General features: G+C 44.2%; 25 protein-coding genes. All 25 read right to left on the bottom strand.

Annotated features, from left to right (window positions below; translation table 11 throughout):
• Positions 1-29: 29 nt before the first annotated feature.
• The 25 genes from Q0Y54_RS00125 to hemL all read right to left on the bottom strand — a co-directional run bounded on the left by Q0Y54_RS00125 (position 30) and on the right by hemL (position 26,346).
• Positions 30-1,331 carry a glutamate-1-semialdehyde 2,1-aminomutase gene (locus tag Q0Y54_RS00125; protein WP_297962936.1) on the bottom strand — a complete coding sequence of 434 codons (1,302 nt, stop codon included), beginning with the start codon at positions 1,329-1,331 and terminating at the stop codon, positions 30-32.
• A complete protein-coding gene (locus tag Q0Y54_RS00120) occupies positions 1,328-2,323 on the bottom strand; it encodes a Gfo/Idh/MocA family protein (RefSeq protein WP_297962934.1) in 996 nt (331 codons plus the stop codon). Before Q0Y54_RS00120 ends, Q0Y54_RS00125 begins: the two co-directional genes overlap by 4 nt.
• A 20-nt stretch (positions 2,324-2,343) precedes the next feature.
• On the bottom strand, positions 2,344-3,498 hold the full coding sequence (gene neuC, locus Q0Y54_RS00115) for a UDP-N-acetylglucosamine 2-epimerase (protein WP_297962932.1): 1,155 nt from the start codon (positions 3,496-3,498) through the stop codon (positions 2,344-2,346).
• Positions 3,495-4,490 carry an N-acetylneuraminate synthase gene (neuB, locus tag Q0Y54_RS00110; protein ID WP_297962930.1) on the bottom strand — a complete coding sequence of 332 codons (996 nt, stop codon included), beginning with the start codon at positions 4,488-4,490 and terminating at the stop codon, positions 3,495-3,497. Before neuB ends, neuC begins: the two co-directional genes overlap by 4 nt.
• Positions 4,491-4,501: 11 nt before the next feature.
• A complete protein-coding gene (locus Q0Y54_RS00105) occupies positions 4,502-5,077 on the bottom strand; it encodes an acetyltransferase (protein WP_297962927.1) in 576 nt (191 codons plus the stop codon).
• On the bottom strand, positions 5,074-6,153 hold the full coding sequence (locus Q0Y54_RS00100) for a nucleotidyltransferase family protein (protein WP_297962924.1): 1,080 nt from the start codon (positions 6,151-6,153) through the stop codon (positions 5,074-5,076). Before Q0Y54_RS00100 ends, Q0Y54_RS00105 begins: the two co-directional genes overlap by 4 nt.
• On the bottom strand, positions 6,146-7,324 hold the full coding sequence (locus Q0Y54_RS00095; protein ID WP_297962922.1) for a LegC family aminotransferase: 1,179 nt from the start codon (positions 7,322-7,324) through the stop codon (positions 6,146-6,148). Before Q0Y54_RS00095 ends, Q0Y54_RS00100 begins: the two co-directional genes overlap by 8 nt.
• Positions 7,325-7,419: 95 nt before the next feature.
• Positions 7,420-8,628, bottom strand: a complete 1,209-nt coding sequence (locus tag Q0Y54_RS00090; RefSeq protein ID WP_297962919.1) for a polysaccharide biosynthesis protein — start codon at positions 8,626-8,628, stop codon at positions 7,420-7,422.
• A 35-nt stretch (positions 8,629-8,663) separates the two neighbouring features.
• Positions 8,664-9,623, bottom strand: coding sequence for a Gfo/Idh/MocA family protein (locus Q0Y54_RS00085; protein ID WP_297962916.1), 960 nt, complete (start codon positions 9,621-9,623; stop codon positions 8,664-8,666).
• Positions 9,608-10,567, bottom strand: coding sequence for a hypothetical protein (locus Q0Y54_RS00080; RefSeq protein ID WP_297962913.1), 960 nt, complete (start codon positions 10,565-10,567; stop codon positions 9,608-9,610). The genes Q0Y54_RS00085 and Q0Y54_RS00080 overlap by 16 nt, the downstream gene beginning before the upstream one ends.
• Positions 10,568-10,704: 137 nt before the next feature.
• Entirely contained in the window at positions 10,705-11,904 is a 1,200-nt protein-coding gene (locus Q0Y54_RS00075) for a hypothetical protein (RefSeq protein WP_297962909.1), read from the bottom strand.
• Between the two features lie 34 nt (positions 11,905-11,938).
• Complete coding sequence (locus Q0Y54_RS00070; protein WP_297962906.1) at positions 11,939-12,856, bottom strand: VirK/YbjX family protein; 918 nt, start codon at positions 12,854-12,856, stop codon at positions 11,939-11,941.
• Positions 12,857-12,862: 6 nt separating this feature from the next.
• A complete protein-coding gene (locus Q0Y54_RS00065; RefSeq protein ID WP_297962903.1) occupies positions 12,863-13,639 on the bottom strand; it encodes a glycosyltransferase family 2 protein in 777 nt (258 codons plus the stop codon).
• Positions 13,640-13,650: 11 nt separating this feature from the next.
• Positions 13,651-14,727 (bottom strand): glycosyltransferase, encoded by a 1,077-nt coding sequence (locus Q0Y54_RS00060; RefSeq protein WP_297962902.1) that lies wholly within the window; start codon positions 14,725-14,727, stop codon positions 13,651-13,653.
• A gap of 14 nt (positions 14,728-14,741) precedes the next feature.
• Complete coding sequence (gene gmhB / locus Q0Y54_RS00055; protein ID WP_297962899.1) at positions 14,742-15,251, bottom strand: D-glycero-beta-D-manno-heptose 1,7-bisphosphate 7-phosphatase; 510 nt, start codon at positions 15,249-15,251, stop codon at positions 14,742-14,744.
• A 2-nt stretch (positions 15,252-15,253) separates the two neighbouring features.
• Positions 15,254-16,255 carry an ADP-glyceromanno-heptose 6-epimerase gene (rfaD, locus tag Q0Y54_RS00050; protein WP_297962896.1) on the bottom strand — a complete coding sequence of 334 codons (1,002 nt, stop codon included), beginning with the start codon at positions 16,253-16,255 and terminating at the stop codon, positions 15,254-15,256.
• A gap of 3 nt (positions 16,256-16,258) precedes the next feature.
• On the bottom strand, positions 16,259-17,266 hold the full coding sequence (rfaE1, locus tag Q0Y54_RS00045; RefSeq protein WP_297962893.1) for a D-glycero-beta-D-manno-heptose-7-phosphate kinase: 1,008 nt from the start codon (positions 17,264-17,266) through the stop codon (positions 16,259-16,261).
• Positions 17,267-17,284: 18 nt separating this feature from the next.
• The gene (locus Q0Y54_RS00040; protein WP_297962891.1) at positions 17,285-18,463 is read right to left on the bottom strand and encodes a glycosyltransferase family 9 protein; all 1,179 of its coding nucleotides are present in this window, start codon (positions 18,461-18,463) and stop codon (positions 17,285-17,287) included.
• A complete protein-coding gene (locus Q0Y54_RS00035; protein ID WP_297962889.1) occupies positions 18,432-19,460 on the bottom strand; it encodes a glycosyltransferase family 9 protein in 1,029 nt (342 codons plus the stop codon). The genes Q0Y54_RS00040 and Q0Y54_RS00035 overlap by 32 nt, the downstream gene beginning before the upstream one ends.
• A 69-nt stretch (positions 19,461-19,529) precedes the next feature.
• Positions 19,530-20,546: a glycosyltransferase family 9 protein gene (locus Q0Y54_RS00030; protein ID WP_297963037.1), complete on the bottom strand. Its 1,017-nt coding sequence runs from the start codon at positions 20,544-20,546 to the stop codon at positions 19,530-19,532.
• A gap of 1 nt (position 20,547) precedes the next feature.
• Positions 20,548-21,024 (bottom strand): D-glycero-beta-D-manno-heptose 1-phosphate adenylyltransferase, encoded by a 477-nt coding sequence (rfaE2, locus tag Q0Y54_RS00025; RefSeq protein WP_297962886.1) that lies wholly within the window; start codon positions 21,022-21,024, stop codon positions 20,548-20,550.
• Positions 21,025-21,054: 30 nt separating this feature from the next.
• A complete protein-coding gene (locus Q0Y54_RS00020) occupies positions 21,055-22,017 on the bottom strand; it encodes a bifunctional heptose 7-phosphate kinase/heptose 1-phosphate adenyltransferase (protein WP_297963034.1) in 963 nt (320 codons plus the stop codon).
• Between the two features lie 41 nt (positions 22,018-22,058).
• Positions 22,059-23,597 carry a hypothetical protein gene (locus Q0Y54_RS00015; RefSeq protein ID WP_297962883.1) on the bottom strand — a complete coding sequence of 513 codons (1,539 nt, stop codon included), beginning with the start codon at positions 23,595-23,597 and terminating at the stop codon, positions 22,059-22,061.
• Positions 23,598-23,748: 151 nt separating this feature from the next.
• A complete protein-coding gene (locus Q0Y54_RS00010) occupies positions 23,749-24,678 on the bottom strand; it encodes a hypothetical protein (protein WP_297962880.1) in 930 nt (309 codons plus the stop codon).
• Positions 24,679-25,023: 345 nt separating this feature from the next.
• Positions 25,024-26,346, bottom strand: a complete 1,323-nt coding sequence (gene hemL / locus Q0Y54_RS00005) for a glutamate-1-semialdehyde 2,1-aminomutase (protein WP_297962878.1) — start codon at positions 26,344-26,346, stop codon at positions 25,024-25,026.
• Positions 26,347-26,535 lie beyond the last annotated feature (189 nt).

The following is a 26,535-nucleotide window of genomic DNA, read 5'->3' as shown; positions in this document are numbered from 1 at the left end:
TAGGGTGCCGCCTTAATGCGCAATAAAAATCAGTTATATTTTCTGAAAACAGGTTTAATAACATTGCCAATAATAAAGTCATTAACATTGCCGTTTAACGAATCAGACAACACCTTCATAGCTTTCCGGGCAGCTTCCAAGGCCATATCTATCTCCTTGTCATTGTGTTCATATGCAATGGCAATATACGGCATCAAAATTCCAGCCTTTAGCATTTCCTGGCAAAATACTGTTCTATGCTCAAAGGATGGCTTTTTGTCATTACCGCAAATAACCATATTAGGTGAGCATTCAGCCCCAGTGATATAAAAATAATCTTCCAAAGAATACTCTTTGGCTAAATCACGAAGCCCGGAACAAAGCTTTTTACCCATTGCCCAAATATGATCTGTAACATTTAATTCTTTGTATACTTTTACAGTTTCAATAAATGCGCCCAGGCTGCTCATCTCTGCACCATGGGTGGTCGAGATCAGGAACACTCTTTCCTTGCCAGGTGTAAGTCCACCCAAGTCCATAATCTCTCGCTTTCCACCAAGAGCTGCTACAGAGAAGCCATTGGCCATTCCCTTGCCGTAGGTCACCAAATCTGGTTCTACACCATAATATTTGCAAGCACCTTGTAAATCCCAACGGAATCCGGTAATCATTTCATCCAAAATATACACTACACCATATTCCTTACAAAGTTTGCCAACTTCCTGCAGGAAATTATTTGTTGGCTCCTGGTCATCAACCGGCTCCATAATAAGGCAGGCAATCTGGCCCTTATACTTTTCAAATACACTCTTAACAGATGCTATATCATTGTAATTGAACTGCAGTGTTAAATCCTTAATATCCTTTGGAATACCGCCATCCATGACAGTATCACCAATAAACCAGTCATCGTAGGAGAAAAAAGAATGCTCCTTGCACCGTACGATATATTTTCTGCCAGTATATGCCCTGGCAAGCTTAGTGGCAGCCGAAGTTACCGTGGAACCATTTTTAGCAAACTTAACCATATCAATCCACGGAATAAGATCAACCATAGTCTGGGCAGCATCAACCTCAACCTTGGAAGCCTTACTTGCTGTATTTCCGTTATGAATCTGGGCAATGGCAGCATTTGAAATCCGCTCATAATCATAGCCAATAGTTACTGAGCGGCACGCCATGGCAAAATCCAAATATTTATTTCCATCAACATCCCAGGCATAAACTCCCTTTGTATGACTGAATACACGCGGAGCATTTTCTGGAAAAACCTCATCTGTTCTGCTATAAGTATGTGCACCGGCTGGAATCAGCTCATGTGCCTTTTTGCCATAAATCTCATTTTGTGTCATTTTAAGTTATCCTCACTTTCTTCAATCTCATCTATTATTGAAAGAACTCTTTTGTCCTGTTCAAACGAGTATTTGGCTTTTTCTTTCCCTGCAACCACATTCAGGAAATTCTCAATTTCACTTCTATATGCATCTTCAATGATAAATGCACTATATCCAGCTCTGTTTTCTACTGAATCATATAGAACTATATCCTTATCCAGCTTGTTGTCATAGTCATAAACCTTCAGGGAATCCGGGGTTCCATGCCAAGTTAAATAGAGCTTTTCACCTGATATTTCCATATTGCGGACAGCCTTCCGCGAAACGACATCAACAGTAATCATTCCTTTATGACCAGTCTCATGTTCTATCATAATGTGGTATATATCGGCAAAATCAATATCCAGACTGCTGTCATTTCCTTTAATCGATTTAATAGACTTTATATTGCCAAAAACATCAATCAACCATGGAAATTCGATTGCCATAAACTCGCGACAACCGTTTGTCTCTTTTTTTCCTATGAAAAAGTCCTTGTAGCTTTCCCAAGGATGCCAATCTGGTAAATATTGCCCGGCATGATACATATACGAAAGCGGGCATCCAGCAGAAGAAACGGCTTGCTTTATATATTGAATCTCTTTTCTATAAAGGAACGTCGACGACAAAAACAATTTTTTTCCTTTGGTTTGGGCCAGCTTAACATTCTCGTCATAGCCATTAGTAACTAAGTTTAACTCAGTGAAAACATGGAGATTATTCTCCAGACACTCATTTATAATTGCTGCATGTGATAACGGCGAGGTGGAAACAAATGCCATATCTGGTTGATATTCCTTACATGCCTTTTCAATCGTCTCACAAGTTACAATCCCCAATTCATCCTCAGCTTGTTTTCTGCGGGAATCTTGCATATCCACACCAATTATTTTTATAGTTTTGTCTAAATCATGTAGCAATCTGGCTCTTCGTCTTCCCATTGAGCCAAGACCGACGACAATCGCATTCATAATACTCAACCTTTCTTCGTCTATGATACAATATAAAAATTCTTTTTCAAGTCTATCGTGCCATTTGTAACGATTTCAACTATCTTTTTCGCAATTTTCTCCGCTGCGGTACCATCACCATACGGGCTGATCACACTTTTACAAATGATTTTATGTTCATCAGATAATGCTTGTCTGATTGCATTCACAATGCTGTTTTTATCTACATCAGAGTTAATAATGCTTACGGACTGCAGTCTTCCCCGTTGTCTATCTCCAATATTTACCGTTGGCACACGAAAAGCCGGCGTTTCTATTATACCACTGGAAGAGTTACCCAGCACCAACTCAGCATACTTCATCAATGACAAATACCGTCTCACTCCGAGGGAAGTATATACATGAAGATTATCTATCTGCTTTTCGGCTTCATCCAGCAACTCATTTATCCTGGCCCCGCCCTGGTCGGCATTGGATTTGGTTACAATGAACTGTAACTCTGGAAATGCCTTAATCGCCGCAAGAAAAGCCTTTATTAGCTCATCAACATTGCCATTATCCATAGTCACTGGGTGATAGGTACAAAGAGCATATTTACAATCACCCAAGCCGATACTTTGCAGTGCCTCAGTTTTGGTCATATCAGCAACATGCAAAATATTATCTATGCTGGTAGACCCATAGTTAAACACCCTATCAGGTGATTCACCCAGCTGCATTACCCGCTTGCGGCTATCCTCATTAGTCACAAAATGTAGATAACTCATTTTGGTAATAGAGTGCCTAATCCACTCATCCAATGCTCCCTCTGTAGTATCACCGCCACAGAGATGGAAAATCGGTGTCCTCGTATTTCCAGCCGCAATAGCAACAGTCAGGGTTTCATATCTGTCACCAAGCAGAAGAACCGCTTTATATTGTTCTTTGACGAATAACTCAGTAAATTTTACCAATACCTCAGCCTGATTTTGGGAAATATCCAATTCTGTATCAGATTCAACCGAAATAGGTAATTTACAATCAACTCTTTCATCAATCTCATTTAAAGTCATTCCATATTTTTCACTAAGATGAGTTCCGGTGACAATTAAATCGACCTTAAAATCTGCGGTTTCCTGTTTTCGTAATTCTTTTATTACTGGCGACAGAAGGCCATACTCGGCCCTTGTTGCAGTGACAACAGCTATTTTCTTCATAACTCTATCAGTTCATCCTCTGCAAAATCCCGTTTAGCTTTTTGCCCTAAAACCTCATTCCAACGCATTGGATTGATTCCTGTTCCCGGCCGTTTGGTCGTCAAATTTTCCTCAGAAAAAATTTCACCGGCCCTTATGTCCTTGGCTGCAATAATGCTCTTTCTGACCACAGCTATATTGGCCATTTCGGATGGTGACGGTACTTTATTGCCATCTCCCATAGCCTTCTCCACATTTCTAATGGCAGAAACCATTGCCTTTAACTCATCTGGCTCCAAGCTGGCCTTATGATCAGGTCCATCCATATTCCTGTCAAGGGTAAAATGCTTTTCAATTACGGTTGCCCCCATGGCCACAGCCGCAATAGGGACTTCTATTCCCTGCGTATGGTCAGAATAGCCTACCGCACAGCCACATTCCTTTTCAAGCGTCAGCATAGCCCTAAGATTAACATCATCCATCGGAGTTGGATAATTAGTGGTACAATGGAGCAGCGTGATTTTTCCTGCGCCATGTTTCTTCAAAACATCAATGGCCCCTTTAACCTCATCAATATTACTCATTCCCGTAGAAAGAATAACCTCTTTTCCAGTCTTGGCAATATCCACCAGATAAGGATAATTGGTAATTTCCCCAGACGGGATTTTCCATATATCCTGCAAATCATCCAAGAAATGAATACTTTCGCTTTCAAACGGAGTAGACAAGAATTTAATACCTATCTTTTTACAATACTCCGCCAACTCCACATATTCGCCCCAACTCAGTGTCAACTTGCTGAGCATTGCTTCCTGTGATTCTTCCCGGCCCAGATTATCCTTTTGATATTCCGCCATTGTCGCATATTTCGAAGCCAGCTTTTGTGGATTAAAGGTCTGAAACTTCACAATATCCGCTCCGCTTCTTTTAGCCTCATCTATCAGCCTTTTGGCAATATTTATATCTCCATTATGATTAACGCCAGCCTCGGCAATAATCAACACCTTTTGCATAACCTTCATCCTTATCTGATAGTTGCCCCTGCCGGAATTACAGTATTTGGCTCCACTTTTCGGCACTGAATAACAGTGGCATTCGCCCCGATAAAAGCTCCTTCGCCAATCTCCACCTGTCCGCACAACACAGCTCCTACAGCCACATGGGCAAAATCCCCCACTACACACTCATGCTCCACAAGTGCTTTAGTATTAATGATGGTCATTTTCCCAATTTTTGCTTCGGCATTTACTATGGCACCCTTGCCCACGAAAGTACCTTCGCCAATGAGTGCTGTGGCAGAAACAATAGCAGATGGATCAACGATAACAGGTAACTCAAAACCTATTTCTTTCAGTTTACTATAAAGCTGCTGCCGAATAGCTCCCCGTCCCATATAGCCAATACCAATAACAGCATTTTTTACACCGCGGTCAAAAATGGCCTGCAGCTTGTCATCAGTGCCCAAATATGCATACTGGGAAGTTGCTGCCTGCATATCTGTATAACCAACAATATGATATTTTTCTTCCCGTTCAAGACAGTCAGCCACGCTTTTGGCATGACCGCCAAAGCCAACCAGCACAATATCTTCCATAATCATTTATCAGAAATAATATTTAATTTCTGCTCCATTCGTTTCATTTCCTCAAACTCACCCATATCCAGGAAGGAATCCTCACTTATAGGGTAAGTGCCAACCTTGCCCCCCTGTTTCATCACCTTTTCCACCAAATGCGTCATGTGGAACATGGTAGCATCCGGTATCAAGTCAATGGTTTCAGGGTTGATGATATACATACCTGTATTAATGAAATAGGATAGGGTAGGTTTTTCTTCCATAGAGAGTAACTCGCCGTTCTCCCCGGAATTCACCACACCATAGGGCACTGTGATATTCTTCAGGGCAACTACCATTGTAATATCATTCCCGCACTTAATATGATGTTCATAGATATCCGAGTAATCTGCCCGAATAAGTGCATCACAATTGGTAACAAATAGTGGTCTGTCAAACTTATCTTCAATCAACTTGATGCTGCCACCAGTTCCTAATGGCTTATCCTCCTCCACGAATTTTATGCCGTAGTTTGGTGCCAAATCATTGAAATAGGATCGAAGCATTCCCTTTTTATAATTAACCGTCATATAGTATTTGTCAATACCATATTCCACGTAACAATCAATGATTCGCTCCACTATAGGGGTGTCTCCAATAGGAATAAGGGGCTTAGGCAATATTTTGGTATATGGATAAAGCCGAGTACCTTTACCGCCAGCCATTATGACCACCGGAACACCTTTTAGCCTCTTTTTCCTGTTTTTTATGTTACTTACTTCTCGTGACAGCGCAATATCAACAATTTTATTATCATCATCCACAATGGGAACGGCGGTAATGCTTTCCTTAATCAATACCGCCTTTGCATTGGCTGCATCACGTTCGGACAAATATATAGGCGTTTTGTACATAACTTTTTCTGCCGGAGCATTCACTTCACCGCCCTTTAATATCCAACGACGAATATCTCCATCTGTTATACAGCCAACCAGTCTATTTATTTCATCAACAATAAATACCAATCCAGCATCGTGGGCATGACTATCTATCATTGCCATGGCCTCAACTACAGACAATGGCAATTTTGCTAAAAACTCCTGCATTCGCTCCTTATCCATGAGCAAAATCACCTAACACTTTCTTTACCTGCTCGACCACATACTCAATTTCCGCTTTGGTTATTTGGGTACTGGACGGCAAATTTAAGATCCTCTTAGCATAATACGGTGCTTTTTCTAGCTCGTAGGTTACCTCATTCTTATATGGTATCTGCTCATTAATAAGCCCCCATATAGCTCTAGTCTGAATCCCACATTTTTCCAACGCCGTAATGATATCCCGCATAGAGTTTTTCACCTTATCACGATTTATTTCCAGAGAATAGAACCACATATTTGAATCAATATCATCGCGGAATCCTACCATTTTACCAAACTCGAAACTATCAAACAATTCACAGTATAGCTGAAAATTAGCCTGCTTACGGCGGATAAACTCTGGCAGTTCTTCCATCTGAGCCACCCCCAAGGCGGCTTGAAGATTAGTCATGCGATAGTTATAACCAACCTCGTTATGAATGTAATAATGCACATCATTTTTTGCCTGTGTGGATAAATAACGAAGATGGTCTACCACTTTGGTGTTATTGGCCGTAACCGCACCACCGCCACCAGTGGTAATAATCTTATTCCCATTGAAGGAGTAGCAGCCAAAATCACCAATAGTACCAGCATATTGCCCCGCCAATGGACCAGCTGTAAATTTACTACCCAAGGCCTCGGTAGCATCCTCAACTACTTTGAGGTTATACTTTTGAGCAATATCCATAATGGCCACCATATCCGCCATATTGCCAAATATGTGAACCACGACTACAGCCTTAACTGGCTGATTATTATAACGAAGCTGATTTCCATCAAAGCTGCACTCATTTTCACAAAATGCCTGTAATTTTACTGGAGACATACAAAAACTGTCATCACAATCGATAAATACAGGAGTAGCAAACTGATACTTTACCGGATTTACCGCTGCAATAAAGGTAAGTGGCGGAACCAAAACCACATCGCCTGGCCGTACACCAGCCTCCACCATTGAAAGATGCAGCGCAGCGGTACCGCTCTGACAAGCTGCCACATTATCTGTATGTAAAAAACCTGCCAGCTTTTCCTCTAGCTTGGTAATATAGGCACCACCAGTGGATACCCACCCCTGATCAATGGCATCATCTACATATTTCCGTTCATTACCTTCAAAATTCGGTATAGATAAAGGTATAAATCTGCTCACATTCACATCTCCTTCGTTTTTTGCCTTCCCCTCTGGGGAAGGTGGCAGCCGCTATGCTGACGGATGAGGTTAATCCCCCGAAGGGCGGATGAGGTCTACATCTTACTATCCAGTGACTTCCCCGTCTCAATATGCTCAAAATTCGGTAAATACTCCGCTATAATCTTTACCACTTCTTCTTTAGTGGTACTTTCTTTATCAAACACAGCGGTCAGCTTGTCAAACAAAGCCTTCACCTTTGCTTTATCAGGTATTTCTTTACCAGTAACCACACCCAATGATTTCAGCCGTGCTAAGTCTACAGTCTCGCTTTCGGTATAAAATTCCTCATATGCCTTTTCACCGGAGGTATTGGAACCAGAATAATGAACTGGATATTGCTTGCTGCCTTTTCTCAATTCGGCCGCTTTTTCGATAGCCTCTTCATCACTATCGCATTCCAGCACTTCATAGCCATGTTCTTCCAAAAGGGTTGTTGCAATCTTATCAAAGGTCATCATTTGGGCCTCTTCAAGACGTGGGAAGAAAATTTCCCGATTGTTGCCCAACATGCAGGACAGCATACAAATCTGTCCGCTTTCCTCCGGCGATACAAAATACCGCTTTACATCAGATGGTGCACTTATTGGCTGTAGCTTCTGCAATCTGGCAATGAAGCCAGCTGGAAGAGACCCATTGGAAAAGGCCACATTGGCAAAACGGGCCGTCTTTACCGGGAACTTATCGGAGTATGCGAAAATAACATCCTCCATGATACGTTTGCTGGCTCCCATGATATTTGCCGGATTAGCTGCCTTATCTGTCGACACGCAAAAAAATTCCTCTGGAGGTAGCTCCGCCAGTAAATCTAAGAGTTTCTTGGCCTGCAAAACATTATTTTGCAAGAGGGCCTCAACGGAATAAATATCTTTTTCCGAGCGAACATGCTTATGAGCGGAAAAGTTTGCCACAATATCAAAGCCCCCTCGAATTCTGAACATTTTTTCAAACACAGTAGAAGCAAAGTTCATTGGATAGGGAACATAGTCTTTTGGCACATACATACCTTTAGTGGAACGCAAATCACGTGTCAGCTCAGCTAGGCCGTTTTCGTTTATATCCACCACAACAAGAGTCGCAGGCTTAAACGGCAAAATAGCCTTAATAAATGATGAACCAATAGAACCAGCTCCACCAATAACCAAAACCGTTTTTCCAGCTATTTTTTTACTTAACTGCACTTTATTTACCTCGATATCCCCAAGGAACATGCTTTGCTCCCGCTTGATAACGTATTTATTAATAAATGCATCTAAATTAAACATGTTATATCATCCTAATACAATAATCTTGATAGATATTATGCTTTTCCTTCTATCTTGTCAAAATATTCCATATAACGGAGCTGATCCTGAATTGTCTTCTTTTTACCATCATCAATTTCATTTATAAAGGAATCAACCTCCTTATAAAAGCCTGGTTTATAATCCAAGTCTATCTTGTCATCAATCTCAACAGGATTAACAACTACAGAACCCAATTCCTGAATGGACAATTTCTCCATAGGGCTAAAATACAATCTATGTTTGCTAGTTAATATTTCAACTACCCAACGGCCCGGAGCTGCCCAGTTAGCCTGATAACTAAAAAGTGCCTTATTCTTGGTCATTCCGGCACCGGAATAAACACAGCCTTTTGGGTGCCAATATAAGCCACCAGTAATAAAGCTGGCCATTTTTTCAGGCTCACCTCCTAAGAAAAAAGCCAAATCCACTACATGCGTAGAATTTGCCAAAAACCATTCTTCTTTCACTTCGGCCGGGGTAGGCAATGACTCAATTTCATGACTCCACTCGGTAAATTCAAAATTGAATGATTGTACTCCACCATCCTCCTGTATAATATCTATAGCTTTAGTAGTTGAAGCATAAAATCTTCTGTTATATGCCACATATACCTTGGCATTATATTTTTCTGCATTCTGACATATCTTGGTAATCTCTGCCTTATTCATACCAGCTGGTTTTTCTGTGAAAATTTTTTTTATGCCATGCTCAAGCAAAGAACAAGTATTGGTACAAAGATTCAAAACATCAGTGGCAACAATGGCATAATCATATTTTTTTCCAGTATTTGCCAAATAATTATCGATACCACCGCCAAAGGCTGTGACAGCATGTTTTTCCCCAAACTTCTTTGCCTTATCTTCATTTCTTCCCACAACGTCGGGCTCTATACCAATAGCATGAAGTACCTTGCAATACTCTCCTGCTATTCCTCCTGTGCCTACAATCAGAACTTGTTTTAAGTTATTGGACATGAATTACTCTCCCATCCATTTTTGTTAAAGAATTTAATAAGCGGCTCAATAAACTCCAAATGAAGTCTACTTGATACATCGTACTTGGCCAAACGTGATTCTCCGGTCAATAAAATATCTTCCATTACAAACTGCGTCATCTGACTCTGATATGGCATAACAAAATCTCTTTCTATAAGATCGTACTCGCCACTCTTTGTCATGCACACCAGCTTTTGGTTTTCTTCAAATACTATGTACTGCCCAATATCAGTGGAAATTGTCATTACACTCGGAACATGAGTCTCTTTCATGCAGGTAATGGAAAAATATGAACATTTCCCGCTATGCCCTGATATGGTACCATAAACTTCTTTGAATCCCTTACGTTTGCTATCAGCTATCTGTGGCAGAAGACTCAACTTATCAATCTTTGTCGCACTACTGCCGGATAAAAACTCAATCAAATCGATTTCGTGGATAGCATTGCAGCCCAATCCCCACTCACCGCCTGATATGTTAACTCGCATTTCCTTGGCAGATTCCAACTCTTTCTTTAAATCCTGATAGCAATTCATCTGTCGTCTGGCACAATTCACCCAGGCCTTTATACGGAGTTCATTTAGCTTACTGGCAACATGCTCATAATCTTCAACCTTCTGGAATAACACTTTTTCGAATAAAATATTCTTAACAGTACAGTGTTCAATAAGCTGGTCAAACATTTCCCTCCGACCATTGGCAGTCATAGCAAATAAAGCGAAATCTATTGTTTGTGGCAAATCTTTGAAGGCTTTGACCATAGTTAGTTTTTTATTATTGTATGTATTCTCCCACTCAAAACCTTCCAAAGCATGCCCATTAATATCATAACAACACACATCAAGATCTAATGTAGAATTTAATATAGACGAAAGATGTCTTCTTCCAAGAGCACCTACACCGATTATTACAACATTATACATTGTGTTCCTCCAATACTAAACAACTTTAGTTCAAAGTATCATAGTTAAATTATAACACCCAAAGGTACTTACTTGAAAATCCTCTGCCATAATCTGCAACATCACAAATTTAGAGGACATTTATTATGTGGAGTACATTATTTTTTCCAGAATGATAAGAATTCCTCCCTATCTTTTGGGATAAAAATTTTGTTATTGAAGCGTTTACTTAGTGCTTTACAATAATCAACCACGACTTGCTCTATTGGTAAATCAACCATGTCATATAGCAATATAATCATATTTTTGCCAGCCGATTTTACAACAGAATTATGCAGACAGGTCGAACTGGAAAAAAAAGACATCAAAACACTATCCTCAACTTTAGAATTTAGAGCCATAATTTCCCACGGAACTCTATACTGTGGCATTATATTAACATTAGGCATAGCCGCAAAAAATGATAACGCCTCTGAAGAAGCTCTTGGATGCATTTTAACCCAAATATTTTTTTCTCCTACAGATTTTAATATTTCCAATGTAATCTGCTTCCATCTTTCATAAACATCTTCTTCAACTTTGTGCCTTCGATATGAATTATGAAATATCAATTTTGTAAGGAAGGAGGCATTTCTTAAATACTTTGGCATTGGACTAGAAACACCCTGATCAAAAAAAACAATATTCCCACTAAAATCTACATTTTTTGTATCATCATACTCAAAAATCTGATTGACAATGTTTACAAAAGTGATATCTTCTTTGTCTATTGCTGGAACTTTTTTAGTCACAGCCGTAAACTGCAACAAATCAGGCTCATAAACCTCGCAAGAATCAATTTTAGTATTTTCCCCAACATTTCCGGCGCAATAAGCCCCTACGCCCTCATCAAGCTGAACAATCTTACAGGATGGATTAATCTCATCTAAAAATAAACGCACATGTTTTGTGATTTTTTTCCCACCGTAGCCAAAAAATGCATCATACTCTGACATAGTCAGCTTGGAGAAATCATTAACTAAAACACTTAGCCATCCCTTGTCTTTACTGAAAACAGTTTTTATACGACTCCAGACAAAAAAGAAGCTATTCACTAAAGCATCTCCGGAGGTTATATTTGTTTTGCCATCGCTAATACCGCGTAAATATGCGTGTATAGTCTTTTCTTCTATATTGGATTTTACAAAACAAACATTCCTGAATATATTGGTTTGTTTAATACGGTCTGCCAATGCAGCCTCTTCTCCATGATAATTATCTACAATTATATCTGCAATATCATCCTTATAGATGTTATATTTTAAATTCAAAGCCGTCAAAAGCTGCAATTCCGTTGTACACACAAAAAGAAGTTTCATTTAAATCTCCTTTATTTCCAATAATATCCTTTTATTATTTCAACAATGCCCCCAAGGCACTATTTACACTTTCATCTATCTCATCTAACAATTCAAACCGCCGGCGGTATACTGCCCGTTTTCTGGTAGGTACTTCCTCCATGGTTTTCCGGGTTTCCACTAACGGCAGGATATCAAAGCGCTTATCCTCGGTGGGATGTCCTCCGGCTTCTGCCCAAAAATCGCTAAAGGATGTCTTCAGCTTCCGATCCATCCTTACATGGTTATTGGCATAATAACCATAATTAGTTACAGCATAAATTCGCTTTAACCCCAAGCCCCGGGCCACCGCCTGGGCAATATAAAGAATAAGATTTTTCGTGCGATAGCTATGACACCGCTTGGTTATTTTTTTGATAACCTCCTTGGCATCGTCCATATTCGGACCTTGCATAGCCCCAATCCACATGGACCAGTTCCCGGCCTTATCCGGAGCAATCCAAAAAATCATCTGGTACAGCGGTTCCTCATCCAGGCGCAACATCACAGATAAAATGCCTTCCTTCCGCTGTCCCGGCTCATAGAAAAGCGATGCCCAAAATCGTTTGCCATCTACATCGCCGCCTTCCCAAAGCGGGATATCCTTTTCCCGATAAATGTCCAACAACACCTCTGGTTTTAGCGTTTCAGCTAAATAATCCATATGCTTTGTTACAATCTCAGCCCGCTCCTCAAAGGTGGACTTGTTATAAAAAAAAGCCCGGGTAGGCTGTTCATAAACAAAGGGGTACAGCTTCTGTACCTCAGTCAGCAACGGTGTACTGGTAAAATGCCGCTGTAGCTTGTCCAATTTCCCCCGCAAAAAAACTGACCGCAGCACAAATACATAATACCGTCTGGCCTCTCTGGTCTTTCTTATATCGTAAATCTGCTTTCCTAAAGCAGTATAGCTTTGCAATTTATTGTCACTCACTAATTATCAGCTCTTTTCCTTGTCAGCGGTACCAATCCCCTTCCCCAGATAGTACAGCTTGGAATATTTCATAAACACGCTTATCCCATGCCCTACCGTCAGGAAGCAACCAGTCAGTCCATCCAGAAAGGCTCGCTGGACAAAAAAGATTTTAAACATACCAAACAACGGGTGAAATATAATATCCAAAATACCGGCCCGCTTGCCCGCATCAAACTTTTTTCTGGCCCCCAAAGTGGTATAGTTATTCAGCTTCCGCAGATACTGTTCCCAGGACACATAGGTATAATGCAGCAAATATGCCGACTTAGGCATTTTTTTCACCGGATAATTATAGTGTATTTCCTCATGAACATACCCCGTTACATAGGAGCCATCCTTGGGAATAAGATGAATACCGTAATCCGGAAACCAGCCACTGTATCTTACTACTTTACCGCAGAAATGATTTAACCGGGCATTATAATAAACAAACTTTTCCTCACTATTTATGGCCTTGAGGATTTCCTCCTTCAATGGCTCAGTAACCCGTTCATCCGCATCCAACAGGTAAATCCATGGGTGGCTGGCCTGCTCAATGCCAAAGGTTTTTTGCTGACCCCAATTGCCATCCATAGAATGCTGGATAACCCTGGCCCCCAGTTCTTCAGCAATCCTTGCCGTGGTATCCGTGCTAAAATCATCTATAACCAGTATTTCATCAGCGAACAAGACACTTTTTATGCAGTCGCTGATATTTTTTTCTTCATTTTTTGCCAAAATCAAAACCGTAAGCTTGGCCATTGTTGCACATCCTAGCTGAGCTGTTTCTTCAGCTCAATTATAGTTTTTATATCCTGACGGAATTTTTCCATCAATCTGTCATAGGAAAGTGCCGCCAACCGCTTTTTTCTTCCATCAGCCAGTTGGGCCAGTTTATCCTGGTCATTTAACACATTTTTTATAATAGTAGCTATTGCTTCAGGCGATTTATCCTTTAACAGTACACCGGCCTCGCCCAGTGTCTCCGGCACAGCAGAGCAGGCATAGGCAAATACCGGTTTGTCGAAAATCATCCCCTCCACCAATGGCACGCAGAATCCTTCATGCTCACTAAGGGACAGAACTGCATCAGTAATCCGATACCAGGTACACAATTCCTCATTGGATATCTGGCCGGTAAAAATCACCTGTTCAACCAATCCAAGACTCTCCACCATTCGATGGAGCTTCTTGGCGTAACTGCTCTTGATATTTCCCGCCAGTACCAACCGAATAACTGGCGAGATATGTTCCTTATACCAATGGACTGCCACTATAGCTTCATCTAGCTTTTTGTGTGGCACCCCACGTCCCACCATCAGCAGTGTTGGCACATCATCCTGATACTTATCCAGCAGAGAAGCTACTGGTTCATACTGAGTGTATTTTCCCGGCTCCACCACAATGGACATTACAGCCGTACGTTCCATTCCCAGATCAACCAGCTCCTTACGGGAATACTCAGAAGCTCCCCAGGCAAAAAAGCTGTTGGCAGCAATTTTTTTTAATTCCCGCCGGCCCTTTATACACTTCCACCAGGATCCCCAGGCATTACCGAAGAAAAATTTGGCAGGAGTAATATTGTGATAATACAGCACGATTTTTTGAGGATAATTATACACCCACTTGTTAAAGGAGGTGCCGGTAGTCATATGATATATGATGATATCTTCCGCTGTGGCCGAAAAAGCCTCCATGGATTTTACCTGATCTGTCAAGCGACTGTCCACCTTGTGGGCAAACATCGCCGTATCGTATCCCAGCTCCTTAAGCATGGAATCCATATTCAGAAGCTGTCTACTGGCCGCATCATCCTTTGTAATCGCGTGAGCAATCTGCACAAACTTCATTATATCCTCGTCCTTTATTTATTTTTCATACCATATATAAGGGCCTTATAAAGATTACCCCCATTATACCGTATCCCTATTACTCCGGCTGCCTCAGCACATTCCACATCCCTGGCCCCATCACCAATAAGGTAAGACGCCTTCAGGTCAATATCATGATCCCGCTGGGCCTGAAGCAGCATACCGGCCTTTGGCTTGCGGCAATCGCATTCTATGGCGTATTCCTTTACCTTGCCAGTAGGATGGTGGGGACAATAATAAATACCGTCAAGATGGGCTCCATGCTTGGCCAAATCGGCGTTCATCCACTCATAAAGCTTCATAATGTCACTTTCCGGATAATACCCCCGGGCAACGCCGCTCTGATTAGTAATGACAATGACCAGATAACCATTGTCATTACAATACCTTATGGCGTCAATGGCTCCATCTATCCATTTAAAGTCTTCTATTTTGTGCAGGTAATGGACCTCCTCGTTTAAGGTGCCATCCCGATCAAAAAATACCGCCCTATTCATGGTCATACCTATTTGCCATACTTAAAATAGCCGCCCTCATCCAGGAAGTCACAATATTCCTTTACGGCATCGTACATATCATAGAAGCCCTGGTCGTAGCCGGCCTCCAGCAACTTGGTGGTATCAGATTCAGTATAGTTTTGATACTTGCCCTTTAACACCTCTGGGAAATCACGGTACTCAATTTTACCTTTGCCTAATGCCTTGATTACGCTGTCAGCCACCTCATTGTAGGTATGGGCCTTGCCTGTACCGCAGTTATAGATTCCGCTGGGGCCCTTGTGCTGCCAGAACCACAAATTTACCTTTACCACGTCCTTTACGTAAATAAAGTCACGCTTCTGACCGCCATTTGGCACGTCAGTACCATCACTGAACTTGCCCCATCCTTCAAAAAGACGGCATACTCCATCCTTCTTCACCTGATGATACAGCTGATAGAAAATAGAGGCCATATTGCCCTTGTGGTGCTCCTGAGGACCATATACGTTGAAATATTTGAGACCCACAATCTGGCTCTGAGTATCAGAAATCACCTGACGAACATAGCGGTCAAATAACAGCTTGGAGTAGGCGTAAGGATTCAGGGCATCCTCGCACTCATTTCCCTCCCGGAAGCCATGCTCCCCCGCTCCGTAGGTGGAGGCAGAGGAGGCATAAAGGAAGGGGATCCGATGCTCCATGCAGAAATGAAGCACTGCCTTGGAATACTCGTAGTTGGCCTTCATCATGTAGTTTACATCGTACTCCATGGTATCGGAGCAAGCTCCCTCATGGAATACCACGTCCACATCCACACCGTCAAATTCCTTGCGTTGGATAGCAGCGAGGAAATCATCCTTGTGCATATAATCAATGAACTGCAGCCCCCGCAGGTTCCGGTAGGACTGACTCTGCTCCTTACGATTGTTCAAATCATCCACAATAAGGATATCACTGCGCCCCTGACGGTTCAGCTCCTTTACGATATTGCTGCCAATAAACCCGGCACCACCGGTTACAATAATCATGGGTTATTTTTCCTCCTCAGCCCTGATGCTCTGCAAAAGTACATTTTCCAATTCATCCTTGCTCACCGCATAGGTCCCCAGCTTGGCCACCACTACGCTGGCTGCCAGATTTGCCAAATAAGCTGCCTCCCGGGGAATAAGTCCGCCGGCAATACCCAGAGCAAATACGGCAATTACCGTATCACCGGCACCGGATACATCAAAAACCTCCTGAGACTTGGTCGGGATATGAACGGCATCGGTTGGACTCACCATTGACATACCGCATTCAGAACGGGTGGCCAGTACATTCTTGATTTTAAACCTGCTCATAATGTAGGTAGCAGCCTGCTGTACTGCCTCATCCCGGTTCTTAATCGGTTTTTCCAAAATTTCATTGATTTCCTTTACATTTGGGGTGATAAAATCCGCGTTGGTGTATTTCTGCCATTCCCGGCCCTTCGGATCCACCAGTACAGGAATATTGGCATTATTGCACATTTCAATAATACTGGTGCACACCTCCGGCGTACAGGCTCCCTTGCCGTAATCGGAGATAATAACAGCATCGAATTCCTCCAATGCCTGCTCCACATAATTTAACAGACGATTGGCATACAGTGGCTTCACCGGCTCCGTATCCTCAAAATCAAGGCGCAGCATCTGCTGATGGCCGCCAATTACCCTCAGCTTGGTGGTAGTCGGTTCCTCACGATAAATAATCCCCTTGTAATCAATCCCCCGGGATATAAATTTATCCACCAGGGTCTGACAGTGATAATCATCCCCCACAAATCCGGCAATAGATGTCTTACACCCCAGCAGGGCCAGGTTGTGGGCTACGTTGGCGGCACCGCCCATGGTATCCTTGGTCTCCACCACCCGAGTAATGGGAACCGGAGCCTCCGGGGATATCCTGGTTACCTCGCCATAGTAATACTTATCCAGCATTACATCCCCCACCACCAAAAGATGTACCTTGGACATGCCTGAGGTCACAAATTCCTTTAATCTATCCTTGCTTGCGGTCATGATACTATTTCCTCCTTACTACCCTTTTGCTACATCTATCACACGGCACTGGTAAGCACCGTATTCTCTAGGCACGTTTCCGGCCTGAGCTTCGTATTTTTCCAGCAGCTCCCACACGTATTTCATCACTATATCAACGGTAATATGCTTCATGCAGGCCAGATTTTGCTCCCCCTCATGTGGACATCGATGAATGCCACATGGATGACATGGCTCCGGGCTCTTTATAAGCACATCCTTGGCATCATAGGGATAAAAGCCCGGCACCGGGGAGGCCCCAAACATGGTTACAATCGGCACATTTTGGGATACCCCCACATGCATGGGCCCGGAGTCGGTGGTCAGCATCAGGGCGCATTTTTTCAGCATGGCCCCCAATTCCCCCAGGGACAATTTGCCGGTAAATACCTTGATAAGCTTACTGTCCCTATGCTTCATAAGGCTGATACAGCTCTGGACTATTTCATCATCCATTGGCCCACCAAAGAAGGCTACGCCATAGCCCCTGTCAATAAGCGTATCACCGCATTGGGCAAAATAGCTGTCCAGCCACCGCTTGGTAATCCAGCTGGCCCCAATATTGAAGGCCACCACCCTGACTCCCGGAGGAAAGCTGTCCTGCCAAAGCTGCTCTGCCCTGGCTGTAGTCTGCTCATCGATCCACATTTCCAGGCCCCCATCATCGATTTTATCTATGTTCAGGGTTTCCTTTAACAGGTTTAGATGAGCGTGAACCTGATGCTCCCAGCCCGGTACATATTTATATGGGGGAAGCAAATGCAGAGGCCCCCAACCGATGTGATGAGCTATGGAGGGATTATTTCTCACCTCGGTAAACCACAGGGAAAAGACGGGCTTGCTGTAGCCTACGATGGTCTTAGCCCCGCTAAAGGCCGCTATGGCCGAGGCCCGTTCGTTCCGGTGGAGGTTTATCACCAAATCGTATTTTTTCTCACGGACTCTGCCAATGAATTTTATTAAGGCCGGCAGTGAATTATCGGCCCCCTTTTTGTCTATCAATAAGCATTCATTAATCCACTTATTATTAATCACCAAATCCGCCAGCTTTTTATCCGCCAACAGGGTTATTCGTGACTGGGGATAATTGGACCTCATGGTTCTCAATACCGGTGTAGTCAGCATTAAATCCCCAATGTGCATGAGATTAATGACCAGAATATTGTCGTAGCTTTTCATATAAGTCCTTTGCCTTAATTTTTTTTATGCAAACATTATCCTTACACTCGCCCTTTCCCCAGCACGGAGAACACGCCTCATTAGTGTAGATATAACAACTGTTTTCATTTCGTGGCCCCCACACTATGGGATCCGTTGGACCAAAAACAGCTATTGTTGGACAATTCACAGCCTGGGCTATGTGCATTGGACCAGTATCTACAGTAGCCATTCCAGCAGCATTTTTTATAAATACTGCCAATTCCTGTAAGTTAAATGTGCCGGCAAAAACATGAGTCTCAGATAACTGTACGGCCTGAGCATAACCAATAAGCTCTGTTTTCTCCCTTGTGCCTCCAATAAAATACACCGGATAGGTGTTTTTAAGCTCCTTAATAAGATATGAAACTATATTAATGGGCATATTTTTACGCTCATAACTTCCTATGGGGCATACTACATAATACTTGCTTTTTTTTATACCATAATTTTTATATTTTTCTTCCATGGATAAAATTGCCTCAGCGGTCGGCTCCAGCTTTATGGAGGTGTCCTCCGTGGAAAAACCAAAGGGCTTCAGTATTTCCAAGTGATTTTCCGTTTCATGCTTGATGCCCTCCCTTATATGGCTGACAGCCCAGGTCAAAAAGAAGCTGGCGTGCTGAGCGTCATAGCCTAATCTATATGGAATCCGGGCCAGCCAGGCTACCACAGCACCACGAAGGGCAAAATTCATACAAATGGCCAAATCAAATTTGTATTTTTTAAGGCTTTTGGCCATTTGCCACATCCCGGACAAGCCCTTGTGTCTTCCCCGCTTGTCATAGACCAGGGTTTTATCCACGTAGGGGTTCATTTTGGCCACGGCTTCGGTAAAGGGAACCGTCAGCATGGTAAGCTCCGCCTCTGGCCACCTGGCCTTCACCGCCCGGGTAACCGGCGTAGCCAAAATCACATCGCCAATAAAGGCTAAATCTATTATTAGTATTCTTTTAATTTTTAACTTATTTATATCCATATTGACCTTTCAGATAGGTATACCCCCCTCAGTCTGCAGGGCAGACAGTTTCCTCAAGAGAGCCAAAATTCACAATAGATTCTTTAGCTTGTTTTCCACTTCCTTCGGGTGAATTACCGATAAGCATTCCAGTCCCTTAGGACAAGCCCGTTTCCAGCAATATTTGCATGGACGATTGGCCTCAATGGCATTTTCCAGCTGCCCATATGGACCATTACGGTTGGCATCAGTAGGACCCATCACCATTACCGTTGGCCTTCCGAGGCCTGCGGAAAGGTGAACCGGACCGGTATCGCCACCAATTACTGCCTGAGACTGTTGAATAATATAGGCCAGCTGCTTTAACGAGGTCTTGCCAACCAAATTAATTGGTGGGATTTCTGCTGCTGCTTCAATATCTGCCGCCAAGGTGCTGTCCAAAACACCACCACCGATAATAACCGGAATAATTTTCATACCATAAAGCCAGTCAGACAGCTGGGCATAGTATCTGGTTGGCCACCGCTTGTTAGGCCAGTTGGCTCCCACAGCCAGCACTACATAGGGATTCTCCATACGGGCTCCCGCCTGCTGCATGGCTCCTTCAGCCCCTATACGGTCACGCTCTGTGATTTCCATGGGAAATACCACATTTTTCACTTTACATCCCAAAGCCCTGGCCACGTCCAGGTAACGCTCCACAATGTGACCATTGGAATTAGGACCAGCTACCGGACGACTAATTTTGTGGGACATTTCCCGCATGTTGCAGGTGCCAAGACGAAGACGGGCCTTGGCATTCCACACAATTGCTGCGGACTTAAAGAGGCCCTGTAAATCCAAGGAAGCATCATAACGCTCTGCCCTGATTATCTTGGAAAATGGTCCGTAATTTTTCAAAAAGCCCTTAAAGGACTTAAATTTCTTCTTTTCAAAAACAATTATCTTGTCTATATACGGGTTGTCCTTTAATAAGTCGTAAGCCGGCGGCTCCACTACCCAGGTGATTTTTGCATCCGGATAGGTTTCCTTGATGGCGTATGAAACAGGCAGGGCATGAATCACATCCCCAATGGCACTAAGCTTTACTACAAGAACACTTTTTATATTAGCCATTGCTGTCACCTGCCTGAATTTTCTTAATAATATTGGTGGTAGACCGGCCCTCCACCAGGGACACCAGCTCCACCTCGCCCCCATATGCCTTGACGATTCGGCCCTCTGGCAGGGTTTCCAGGGTATAATCCCCACCCTTAACATAAACATCGGGATGGACCTTGGTAATAAGCTCCTCCGCCGTTGGCTCGTCAAATATTACCACATAATCAACACAGGCCAGGGCATCGGCCACCTCCGCCCGGTCCGCCTCGCAGTTAATGGGCCGGGTGGACCCCTTGATACGCCGCACTGACGCATCACTGTTAAGGCCCAGCACCAGGCAGTCCCCAAAGGAACGGGCCTTTTTCAAATATCTCACATGACCTGCGTGAAGAATATCGAAGCAGCCATTGGTAAATACCACCTTCTGGCCGCCCTCCCGCAGGACCTTACAAAAATCTGCTATTTTTGAACCATCTATCAGCATAATAAATACCTTTAAGTAAGGGAGTATCCCTTACATATGTTTCGTAATATAATCTTTAAGCTCTTGGGCACTTACGGTAGAAGTACCCATTTTCCTTACGGCAATCCCGGAGGCTATATTGGACAGGGTAGCGGCAGTCAATGGCTCCACTCCTGCTGCCAAGGCCAATATAACCGTAGCTACACAGGTATCGCCGGCACCGGAAACATCAAAAACCTCGCTCTTATCGGAAACTGGAATATGTTCCACACTGCCGTCAGCCATAAACAGGGTCATGCCCTGTTCACCCCGGGTAATAAGGGCTCCCTTGGCTTCCAGGTTTTTCAGCAGCTCCTTGCCGGCCGCTACAAGCTCCTCCTCATTATGGAGAGTGCGCCCCACGGCGTTAGCCAGCTCCGCATCATTTTGCTTTATAAAATCTACGGTTTTAAAGCGAAGAATATCATAACGGGAATCCACAATGGTAGGGATATCATTCTGATGACAATAGTCAAAAATCTGATTTTTCAGCTTCTCCGTAATAGTACCACTGCCATAATCGCTGAGGACGACTCCCTTAACCTTGGGCAAGACCTCCGCCAAATACCGGGACATAACGGACTCATGCTCTGAGGACATGGGTTCCTTGGATTCCTTATCAATGCGGACAATCTGCTGGCTCACGGTAGTGCGTCCCCCGGCAATAACCCGGGTTTTGGAAATGGTGTCCCGGCTGGTATCCTTTATAAATCCAGCCACATCCACCCCGCGGCCTTTAAGAATCTCCGTAAGTCCCTTGGCACCACTGTCATCGCCCAAGAGGCCTGCGGCGTGAACATTACCGCCAAGGGTTGCCGCATTATTCACCACATTAGCCGCACCACCGGCCACCACCTTTTCAGCAGCCTGCTCCAGCACCAATACAGGTGCTTCTCGGGAAATGCGGGAAATGGTACCCTCAAGGTAGATATCAGCAATCATATCGCCGATTACCAGGACCTCACTGCCATGCATTTTGTCTATTACGTTCAATAATAACTCTTTATCCACATTTATCACCACGGATTAAACTGTAATGTAAAGTTAACCTGATGCCGCTTTACCCGATAACGGGAAATCAGCTGGAGGCAATGGAACTCGTGGAACCAATACAAGTCCATATCCGCCAAATGGTAGTTATTCATATTAAAGGCCGTACCCACAACCACCCGATCATGGTCATTGAACTTATAGCTGAAGCCCGCCGATAATTTCCGGGAATAGCTGTCCAGATCGTAATCGAATACGGAATTCTTGCTGTTGGCCTGGGTATAGCTGTACCTGGTGTAATACGACCACCGTGGATCCACATCCCGCCACAGCAGAGCCGCATAGCCAAGGCCCTTTATCCGGGAATGATTATAACTTTCGTCTGTAACAGAATAACTGGTACTCAAATCCAACTTGTGATTACCGCCCAAATCGATTGGCTTATGCTTCAAGGTAGCCTCGTAAAAGGTGTGCATACTGTGAATATTATCCTGGCTCCAATGCCCCCGTTCATACCTCAAATTTACCGTAAAAGGTGAGTCCCCCAAGGGTATGGATTTGCTATACCGGAAGGATGGAGCCTTCTTTATCCACTTATTGTTACTGCTCTCATAGTATCCAGTTAGCAACTCAAATTTCCCTAGACTGTTGATGTATACAAGGCCACCATTGCTATGAAAGCCATGCTTCCCCGTATAAATCACATCACCTGTTAAATACAGATTTTTATTTAAATCCTTAGTAAAGTTCTTGCGTATCCACCATCCATCATCCGGATTATAGCCCACCCGTGGCAAATCCATCTGGCTATCGTCCCGGTCCAACCTAAAGGTCTTCTTCTTGGCGGAATAAATGGGGGTATCCCCCAGCCAAAACTTCAAATCATGGCAAATCATTTTATCCCCTGGATATACCTCAACCATGGCGGCAGAGGTACGATAATCCGGGTGAACAGCCGAGCACTTGGTTATATAGCCGTCAAAGACCAAAATCTTGTCCGGGTACAATTCAATGCGCTTTCCCTTAATGTATTCGTGGTCAATCTTGCCACTGACATCCTCCATGCTGCCGGTTTTTTTGCCATAATTGTATTGGATTCTGTACCCATCCATAATTATTTTGGCCTGCTGCGGGGTCATTTGTACCATATGACCCTTCCCCGGTACATTTATCTCCGTGTTTTGAAGGTTTCCTTTTATTTCCTCAGTCTTAAACCGCTGGGCATCCATGGAGGTAATATTAACCTGACCGACAGCGTAAAAATCACCATTACGCTGATCGTAAAACAGCTCATCCCCTTCCAGGGCCACCGGAACATTTTTGGTGGGATCCAGTGGATCACGCAGGTTTCTGCTCATTTCCAGGGCATCCTGCACCAGCTGCTGCTGTTCATCGGTCAGAGCATTCTCCCGCGCCGCACGCCGATTATTTTCCAGATAATCCAGCACATTTGCATTAGTATCAGTACTGGAGTTGTATTGGGCTGCCGTCCCCACTCCCGGCAGAACCATGATGGTCACCAGCATTCCGGCACAAAGCAGTGCTTTGGTATTGTTCTTCATCAAATTGTTTTCCCCTATCTAATCAATTGGCTGTCGCCCTTAATTGCATACATACTCTACTATATGATACTCCTTTTAACTGTATAACACAAGAAAAGCCTCCCCCGATTGTAATATTCTCCATCGGAGGAGGCCAGATTGTTTCTGTGTTCAATTAAAACTGCTCTGTGCTGGTGGTTGGAATGGCGTATACGGTGCAAGCCTTTTCTGTTTGCAGATACAAGTCGGTGCCCTCAGGCAGGTTGACATTTTTGCCCTTTACAAAGGCACCGCCAATGATACCGATTGGACCGAGGATAAGCATGCCGGCCAGGCTGGCACCGGCTGCCATACCCATCTGCTCCATGCTTGCCTTGGCTTCCTCACCCAGGGTCATATCAACCCTGGTACCGTCCACGGCCTCCATTTCCTTGAAGTCAATGTTGATTTTGGCGTCGCGCCCGAAGTTCTGGGCCTGGGATACATCGGTAACTTCACCTTCGCCCAGGGCGCCAGCCGTTATAAGAAGCATGTCATTTTCAATAACGTCCTCTGCTGCCTTGAACTTTATAATGTCACCCTTTTTTAATTCCTTGGCATTAATTGGAGTTACCAGAGAAATCTTTACCAGGGTGTTTGCCGGTACGTTTACCTGAGTCAGTGGAATGGTGGTACTGCCAAAGGCGAAGGTAGACAAGCTCTCAATGCGCGTCTTGATGGAGTCATCGGAATTATTGCCGTTGATCTGCAGTTCCATGTCGTTGACCCGCTTTTGAATGGAGTCCATACTCACCTTATGGGAAATGGTCCATTCTAGAGCGTTGAGCTGAGTAATCAGGGACGGGCTGGTGGAATTGTCAAAGGCTTCATCGTAGAGGCTGTTAATGCGATCCATCATGGCCCCCTTTTTCGTGGTACCACCAAAATCCTTTTCCAGCTTTTCGATGCGCTGAACGATGGCCCCGGTCTGCTCCTGGCCATAGGTGGCAATCTCCACGGCTCCCAGCTTGCCGTTGGCGGTATTCGGCACCGCCGCGGCCGCCGTCCCCAATGAAGACACCAGGAACACCGTGCTTAAAAAGATACTGAATAATTTCTTAAGCATTTCAAAAATCCTCCTACATGCAGTGATAACGGCAGGATAATGCTGTGCTTTACGCCGTACCGGCGTTAAATGTTCAACACAGCATCCCCCTGCCTTTCTTATACAATGTAAACATTTAAATCTGATTAGAATATGAATAAATTTAGATTATAGCTTTCTGATAGGGGCAATTGCTTGAAGCGTTGGGCGATGGACGTTAAGAAGCTATTTTTTTGCATACTTACACAGCGAGAAAACATCCACTGTTTGAGCGAAGCGAGTTTGGATTTTTCTTGCTGACTAATTAAAAGCAAAACAATAGATTTAGTCCTGAGTCCCTTGCTGAAGGCAATGCCCCTATTGAAATTAGTATTTCAGAAACTCTGCAACCTTTTTAAGGGCCACGCCGGCGGCTTCGATGGTTTTATCGATATCCTCATCAGTGTGGGCCCCGGACATGAACAGGGTTTCAAACTGGGATGGGGCCAGATAAATTCCCTGCTCCAGCATGGCCCTGAACCACACCTTAAAGGCCTCCTGATTGGAGGCAGCCGAGGTTTCGTAGTCCACTACTTCCTTGTCGTTAAAGAAGAAGCCAAACATGGAGCCCGCCTGCTGTACCTGCAGGGTAACACCGGCCTCCTTGGCCTTCTGGGCAATACCCAGCACCAGCTTCTTGGTCTTGATGGTCAATACTCGGCTATAATCCGGCTCCCCAGGCTCCGGCTCAGCGGTGATAATTTTCAGGGTTTCCAGTCCCGCCGTCATGGCCAGTGGATTGCCGGACAGGGTACCGGCCTGATATACAGGACCAGCCGGGGCAATATAATTCATAATATCCCGCCGGCCACCGTAAGCGGCCACCGGCAAACCGCCACCAATAATTTTACCGAGACAGGTCAGATCCGGCTTGACGGCGTAGGCCTTCTGGGCACCGCCCAGGGAGGCTCTGAAGCCACACATTACTTCATCGAAGATTAACAGGGCACCCTGTTCGGCCGTCAGCCTGCGCAGTAAGTCCAGATACCCTGGCTTAGGCAGCACCAGACCCATATTACCGGCCACCGGCTCCACGATAACCGCAGCGATTTCACTGCCGCTTTTTTCCATGACCTCAGTAAAGGCCTCAAAATCGTTATATGGTATGGTAATGGTATCATTGGCGGTACCCGGGGTAACTCCCGGGCTGTCCGGCACCCCAAAGGTGGCCAGACCGGAGCCGGCCTTTACCAGCAGACCGTCACTGTGACCGTGATAGCAGCCGATGAATTTTAAAATCTTGTTGCGGCCGGTAAAGCCCCGGGCCAACCGCAGGGCACTCATGGTAGCCTCAGTACCGGAATTGACCATGCGGATTACCTCTATGGATGGATATACCTCCATTACCAGCTTGGCCAGCTGGCTTTCAATAAGGGTAGGGGCTCCGTAGCTGGTGCCACGGGTGGCCGCCTCCTGCAGGGCCTTTACCACCTGGGGATGGGCATGGCCCACCACCATTGGGCCCCAGGAGCCCACATAATCTATATACTCATTGCCGTCAATATCAAAAATATGACTGCCCTCGGCCCGGTCAATAAAGGGTGGATTGCAATCCACATTTCTATAGGACCGGACCGGACTGTTTACGCCGCCGGGCATTAAGTTCTTCGCTTCTTCAAAGGCTGCGGCAGATTTCTCTAAATTAAGCATATTATAATCCTTTCATGTTAAATATAACGAGCTTTAAGATGTCCCCTTCCTCTTTAGGTGGGGGAAAACAAACTACAACAGCTGGTGAGCATATCTCCCAGTGCGGACGTATCAAAGCAGCAACGATGCTTTGCTAATACGTCCCATGCGAAAGTGTCCTACAAAGCAAGACAATAGTCGAAGCTGAGT

Origin of the sequence: uncultured Anaerovibrio sp. (genome assembly GCF_947302755.1) — a bacterium.
Lineage (GTDB): Bacteria > Bacillota > Negativicutes > Selenomonadales > Selenomonadaceae > Anaerovibrio.
The sequence above is the reverse complement of the archived record's forward strand: the minus strand, read 5'-3'. Positions and strand labels throughout refer to the sequence as shown.